Consider the following 7177-nt stretch of genomic DNA (forward strand, 5'->3'; position numbering starts at 1 on the left):
ATTAGATAATATATTTAATACTAATTTAATACTAAGCACTTAGTTAGCGTTGCTAGGCCTACAGTCTTTTTTGTTGTAAGTCATAATGTTTGATGCGCATTAATGTGTTTAGTATAGTTTTAAAGTGAATAAAAACAAATGTGTAGTAGAGGAATATAGAATAATGTAGTATGATAAATATATAGACTTTTGTGCATATAGAGAGTAATTACCGTAAACTACTACATAATAAGTATGGGTAATTTATAATGCATATTTAATAAGAAAAAGTTAAAATTGTCATTGATATTTACTCTTAAGTGGTGTACATTAGTTACTATACAGTTGTATTATTGAAGGTCCTATAGGAGGTATATTCATGTACAGTGATATTGAAATTGCACAAGCCAATCAGATGGAACCAATTACGAAGATTGCTGATAAATGTGGTGTTTTACCAGAAGAATTAGAACAATATGGTCATTACAAAGCTAAAGTATCACTTGATATTTTAAAACGCTTAAAGGACAAGCCTAATGGTAAGCTTGTTTTAGTAACGGCTATTACGCCTACACCAGCAGGAGAAGGTAAATCAACAACGTCTATTGGTCTTGCACAAGCGCTTAACAAAATTGGCAAGAATACAGTAGTAGCACTCCGCGAACCATCCTTAGGACCTGTATTTGGTATTAAAGGCGGCGCTGCTGGTGGTGGTTATGCGCAAGTTGTACCAATGGATGATATTAACTTACATTTTACTGGTGATATGCATGCTATCACAGCAGCTAACAATTTATTGTCTGCGATGATTGATAATCATGTACATCAGGGTAATGAATTGAATATTGATATTCGTCAAATTTCTTGGCGCCGTGTTATGGATATGAATGATCGCGCTCTTCGTCAAGTCGTAGTAGGTCTTGGCGGTAAGGTGTGCGGCTTCCCACGTGAAGACGGCTTTATGATTACGGTTGCGTCCGAAATTATGGCCGCTCTTTGCCTAGCTACAAGCCTTGAAGATTTAAAAGAACGCTTTGGACGCATTGTTATTGGCTCTGATTTAAGTGGCAATCCGGTGTATGTGCATCAACTTGGTTGTGAAGGTGCCATGGCACTTCTTATGAAGGATGCGATTAAGCCAAATCTTGTACAGACGTTAGAACATACGCCAGCCCTTGTACATGGTGGTCCATTTGCTAATATTGCCCATGGTTGTAACTCCATTTTAGCAACTAAAATGGCTTTAAAACTTGGCGATATTGTAGTTACTGAAGCTGGTTTCGGTGCTGACCTTGGGGCTGAAAAATTCCTCGATATTAAATGTCATTATGGCGATATTTTCCCTAATGCTGTTGTAGTAGTCGCTACGATTCGTGCGCTTAAAATGCATGGTGGCGTAAAGAAACAAGATTTGAATACAGAAAATGTGGCAGCTGTAGATGCTGGCTTTGTTAATCTTGCTAAACAAGTAGAAAATATTCGTGGTTATGGTTTGCCTGTGCTTGTGGCAATTAATAAATTCTCCTCTGATACTGATGCGGAAGTGGAATTACTTCTTAAGAAATGTAAAGAATACGGCGTTGATGTAAGCCTTAACGAATGTTGGGAAAAAGGCGGCGATGGCGGTATTGATATGGCTAAACAAGTGGCAGCCATTGTGGAACAATCTGAAGTACCTGCTAAAATGATGTACGATGTAAATGAAACGATTCCAGAAAAAATCACTCATATTGTACAAAAAATTTACGGTGGTGACGGCGTAGAGTTTACGGCTAATGCAAAAAAACAAATTGCTCAACTAGAAGCTTGGGGCCTTGATAAATTGCCTGTATGTATTGCTAAGACGCAATATTCTTTAAGTGATAATCCTGATTTATTAGGGGCACCATCTAATTTCACAATTAATGTACAAGATGTACGCGTTGCCAATGGGGCAGGCTTTATTGTATGCCGCACAAGTAATATTATGGTTATGCCAGGCCTTCCTAAAGCACCGGCAGCTCTTAAGATGGATATTGATCCAGATGGCAAAATCACAGGTTTATTCTAGTGCGCAAAGATTATATTACTTTGGAGTAAAACCTATAATACGATAGAGCAAAGTATATAATACGATAGAGCAAAGCATATAATATATTAGCCTAAAGGACATAAGGTGTTAGAAAAAAGCCTATAATAATAGTTTTGAGTAAAGATAGTCAGAGTTCCGCTTTTAGCGGAACTTTGATTTATAGTAAATCTTTATTGATGGGTGATTTGAAAGGATATGGGAATGGCAATACAGGATGTTACAGTACGACAGTTTATAGAAGATATAGGCTCAAGTGCACCAACGCCTGGTGGTGGCAGTGTGGCTGCACTTACGGCGTCTAGTGCGGCAGCCTTGATTGAGATGGTGGCGAATTTAACCATTGGCAAGGAAAAGTTTCAAGCCGTAGAAGTGGAAATGAAGCAAGTGCAGGCCACTACTGGAGAGTTAAAACAACGATTTTTGACCATGATTGATGAAGATTGCGCTGCCTTTAATGAAATTATGGCGGCGTATAAGCTACCAAAAACATCAGACGAAGAAAAAGCAGCCCGTAGCCTTGCCATTCAAGAAGCAAGTAAGAATGCCGCATTAGCACCATTTAAAATTGGTGAAGTGGCTATGAGCTTATTTGATTTGGCAGCAGCAGTTATTGAGCGAGGTAATCCGATGCTCGTAACGGATGGTGCTGTTGCGGTGCTTAATACGCGTGCTGCAGTAAAATCAGCATTTCTTAATGTAAAAATTAATTTAGGTGCCATTAAAGACGGGGATTTTGTATCTGGTTTACAAAAGCGAATGGCAGAAATGGAAGAATTAGCTGATACTCGTGAAAAAGAATTGATGGGTAAGATTAGTTTATAAAATCTAATAAAGTTATAAGAAAACTATAACAAAGCTATAATAAAGCTATAAGAAAGCTATAAGAAAAGAGCTATCAATACAGGCCTTGGATACAATCAAGGCAAATCTGACCTCCCTATTGATGGAGCGTAGGGTGTAAATGCAGCTGTACGTATTAGTTCAGATTTATATATAGTGTTATATTTAGTGTTATATATGAATGTTTAAATACAGCATTTATAGGTCAAAATAAATAGAAGTAGTGAGAAAAGTGGCCCCTTAAGGGACCACTTTTTTCATGTATCATGAGGAATTTTAATTTATAACTCTAAATTAAAAATTGGCTGCTCTTTTATTTTCTATACTTAGGGATTGGAAGCCCATAGAAGATGCTTTTATGCTATAATGTGTAGAGAATAATATGCAGATACATATTAAGTGTAAATACTAAATGTAAATATAATATTTAAATATAATATGTAAATATAATATGTAAATATATTATGTAAATCAGCTGTGAACTTAGCAAAGGATAGAATTATGGTAGATGTTAGTGTTGTAATTTTAACGAGAAACGAAGAAAAGAATATTGAAACTTGTATCAAAAGTTGTTCTTTTGCCAAGGAAGTCATAGTTGTTGATGATGGTAGTACGGACAATACTAAAACGCTAGCTGAATCCTTAGGGGCTAGGGTCATTAGCCGCTCCATGAATGGGGACTGGGGGGCTCAAAAGACCTTTGCCATAGAGCAAGCTAGTTATGATTGGATTTTTTTAATTGATGCGGATGAGCATTGCAGTGCAGAATTAAGTTTGCATATTGAAAAAGCCGTAGTCGTCAATAAGCAAGTGGCCTATGAGATTCAACGACATAATCAGTTCAAATATAATAAGGCTACACATGGTGTATTGCGGCCTGATTATGTGTGCCGACTTATGCCTAAAGCCGGAACCTATGTGGAGGGCTTAGTTCATGAAAAGGTAATAACCCCTTACCCTGTTGAGCAGCTTAGCGGTGCCTTATATCATTATACATATCAAAATTGGGAACAATATTTTAATAAATTTAACAAGTATACAACTTTGGCCGCTAGACAATATAATGCTAAGGGGAAGTCTTGTAGCTTTTTTAAAGATATTTTATTTAGACCTCTATGGGCTTTTATCAAAGTATATATTTTAAACAAGGGATTTTTAGATGGGAAAATGGGCTGGATTTTAGCGACGAATCATTATTTTTATACTATGAACAAATACGTTAAATTATATTATCTAAATAAGTCTGATGGGGAACTGTAACAGAAACATCTGATGGGGCTTTGTAGCGGAAAAGTCTAATAGTCTAATAGAGTATTGTAAATTAATAAGTGTATTTATGAACTAATATTGATTTTGACGTATTCAGATATCTGGACCTATAGCTGTATATAAAAATATACTTATAAATAGTTTAGCTAATTACGAGATTAACTTATCAATTTGCTAGGAGTATAGGATGAAAGTTGCTATTTTAGAAAGTATTATCATGCCCGCAGGGCATGAGGTAGAATTTGATCGCATTTTAGTAAATGAATTGAAGAACCAAGGTCATGAGCCTGTATTTTGGGTGCCTGAAAAATTTCCCTTTAAGGTTGATTACCAAGCTCCTGTTGAATATTTGGATGGTGGAGAAGTTGTGACTTATGCAGGAGCTAGTCGTTTTCAAAAATTATTCTTGTCTATTAAACGTGAAGTACGGCGAAGACGTTGGTTTAATTCAGCTTTTGAGAAAATTCAAAAAGGTGAATGTGATTGTGTAATTATTCCTACCTCTACCTTTAGATATTTGAAGGCTTTATTACAAACAAAATTAAAGGATTCCCCTGTGCCAGTGTATTTTATTGTACATGGTATCAATCCCCGTGAAAAAGCACGCTTTGTAAAGCAGGCTAAACGTTGTGAAGCATATAAGAATATTCATATAAAAATTATTACATTGCGCAATGATTTTGAAGAGGAGCAGTTACGTAATATAGATTTAATAGAGCCACCTGTGTTTAAGCCTGTTTATGGTGAGGCTAGTACGTCACTTACGTATAAAGAGCCTATTACTTTAGGTTTTTTTGGTCAATATAGACGAGAAAAGAATGTACGATTTTTCTTAAATGCCTTTAAAAAAGCTAATTTTACAGTCCCAGTAAAGTTAATTGTTCAAGGTGCTACCGCAATGCAGGAAGATGCTAATGAATTTGAGGCGATTATAAAAGAGTATGAAAATACGCCGAACATAGAGTTTTGGCATAAAAATCTCATTGGCCCTGAATGGGAACAGGCACTTTTAAGTGTAGATGCCATCTTGGCACCTTATGGGGCTGAACGGTACCGATATCATTGGAGTGCCATGCTATTTAATGCTATTGGTTATTTTAAACCTATATTACAATCGCCAGAAATTAATCCTGAAGTAATTTCTACTTATGCCATTGGTGAAGTAGTGGATCTTACTAGTGAAGAGATATTTGCTAAGCAGCTAGAGTTATTTGTAAATAGTTTTAAAGAACGATTACCTTTATATGAAAAAGGATTATGTGATGCGAATGCTGTATATAGTCAAAAACAGTTAATTCAGCATATTGTAGGAAGCTAGTGTTTTTTGTAAGTGATATTTCAATAAAGAAATACTTTTAATTAGTAAATGGTTAAGTAATTAATAGTGTTTGTTACAATTCATATTGGTTGCTACGATACATATTAGTTACTGTAGCTAATATTGGTTACGATAATTAATATAGTTGACTATAGCTTGTAATAGTTGTAGTTTTAATAAAATTATGTGTTGGAGTTTATAATGATTAATCGGTATATAATTGGTAGTCTTATTTTATTTTTAGTTGTATGGGCTGTAGGGAATTCAGCATATAATGCTGCTATTAGCAATGCAGTGGCACTAGGATGTTTGTTTACAGCATTTTGCTTGTTTAAAGATCGAGATTTTTCCCTATTTAAGATATCACCTTTAGTATATGTTAGTATGGGATTATTTTATGGCCTTATTATTGTTGCGTCCCTAGGGATACAAGATTATAGTAGTCTTAACTCGGCGTTGAATTATCTGTCATGGGTGCTTCCAGGCGCAGTGGTTTTATATATGGGGAGAAAAATAAAAAGCGGTAAGGCCATAGAGTTTGGACTTATTACTTCGACCATTTTTTTAGGTGTTAATTCTTTATTAGAGTATTATAAAATGGGGGAAGTAGGACGCATAGAAGGATTTTATGGCTCCCCCAATACTTTAGGCACTATGTTTGCATTAGTACTTCCTTTTTTAGTGAGCTTCTTTGTAATATATTGTAAAAAACATTTATATATAGGAGCGCTACTAACACTTGCTACAATAGGTCTGGCATCTATATCTCTTTATCTGACCGCATCACGTGGCGCTATGTTAGGCGTTGCCCTAGGCCTTGTTATGACTGCGCTTATTTTATCGTTACGCTTGGCCGTGAAACAACATAAGATCATTCCTTTAATCATAATTTTGGCTGTATTAGGTTTCGTGGCCTATGAGGCACCGGCCTATGTAGATGATATGTCACGGAATTATGATATGGAGCGCGTATACTTTTGGATCTCTAGCTTACATATGTGGCAAGACTCACCTTGGTTTGGCATTGGTCTTAAGAATTGGTCTTCTTTATATTATAGCCAATATATTTTGCCGGTTGCTCATGAGCAAAACGTACCTCATGCGCATAGTATGTTTATGTGGTTTTTATCAACTACTGGAACTGTAGGGGCTGTAGGGTTTTTAGCTTTTACTATAGGACTAATCAGTTTTTTATGTAAAACTGTGTGGCAACAACCAAAGAATTTATATATTATTGCTATGTTTGCTGCGTTCTTTGTATTATATGGACAAGGTTTAGTAGATGCAGGGCTTACATTAAAACCCGTTAGTCGCTTATTCTTCTTGCTTTTAGGGGGAACCTTGGCCATGGTGTATGAAGAAAATATAGAATAATAAGAGTGGTAATTATATGTGAATCGTTATACAATAGGTAAAGAAATACTAATTGAGAAAGTGTAAAGTGCCTTATAGTGGATTAATATTAAAACAGGGAAAAACATGTACTATTACTTTATATCTAATAAAAACAATATAGAGCGTAGAAAAAATGTATCAATTGAATGTGAGCGAATTGGTGTAACTCCCGTTTTTTATGATGCTATTATGGGGGATTCACTTTCTGAATCAGAATTACGAACTATAGTGAATCAGAATATAATTCTAGGTAAACCAGAAATTGGCTGTGCCTGGAGATTTATACACAACCATATTGATGGCGC

At 35.6% G+C, this 7177-nt stretch carries 6 protein-coding genes; all 6 read left to right on the forward strand.

Annotation, left to right across the window (positions count from 1 at the left end; translation table 11 throughout):
- Positions 1–358: 358 nt before the first annotated feature.
- On the forward strand, positions 359–2029 hold the full coding sequence (locus tag Q0376_RS07665) for a formate--tetrahydrofolate ligase (RefSeq protein WP_298706147.1): 1671 nt from the start codon (positions 359–361) through the stop codon (positions 2027–2029).
- A gap of 222 nt (positions 2030–2251) precedes the next feature.
- A complete protein-coding gene (locus Q0376_RS07670; RefSeq protein WP_298706150.1) occupies positions 2252–2872 on the forward strand; it encodes a cyclodeaminase/cyclohydrolase family protein in 621 nt (206 codons plus the stop codon).
- A 519-nt stretch (positions 2873–3391) separates the two neighbouring features.
- Positions 3392–4150, forward strand: coding sequence for a glycosyltransferase family 2 protein (locus Q0376_RS07675; protein ID WP_298706154.1), 759 nt, complete (start codon positions 3392–3394; stop codon positions 4148–4150).
- A gap of 196 nt (positions 4151–4346) precedes the next feature.
- Positions 4347–5477: a glycosyltransferase family 1 protein gene (locus Q0376_RS07680; protein ID WP_298706157.1), complete on the forward strand. Its 1131-nt coding sequence runs from the start codon at positions 4347–4349 to the stop codon at positions 5475–5477.
- A 201-nt stretch (positions 5478–5678) separates the two neighbouring features.
- Positions 5679–6851, forward strand: coding sequence for an O-antigen ligase (locus Q0376_RS07685; RefSeq protein ID WP_298706160.1), 1173 nt, complete (start codon positions 5679–5681; stop codon positions 6849–6851).
- Between the two features lie 105 nt (positions 6852–6956).
- Positions 6957–7177: hypothetical protein (locus Q0376_RS07690; protein WP_298706163.1), on the forward strand; the 221-nt coding region annotated here is incomplete at its 3' end.

Source organism: uncultured Veillonella sp., from assembly GCF_937981445.1.
Classification (GTDB): Bacteria; Bacillota; Negativicutes; order Veillonellales; family Veillonellaceae; genus Veillonella_A.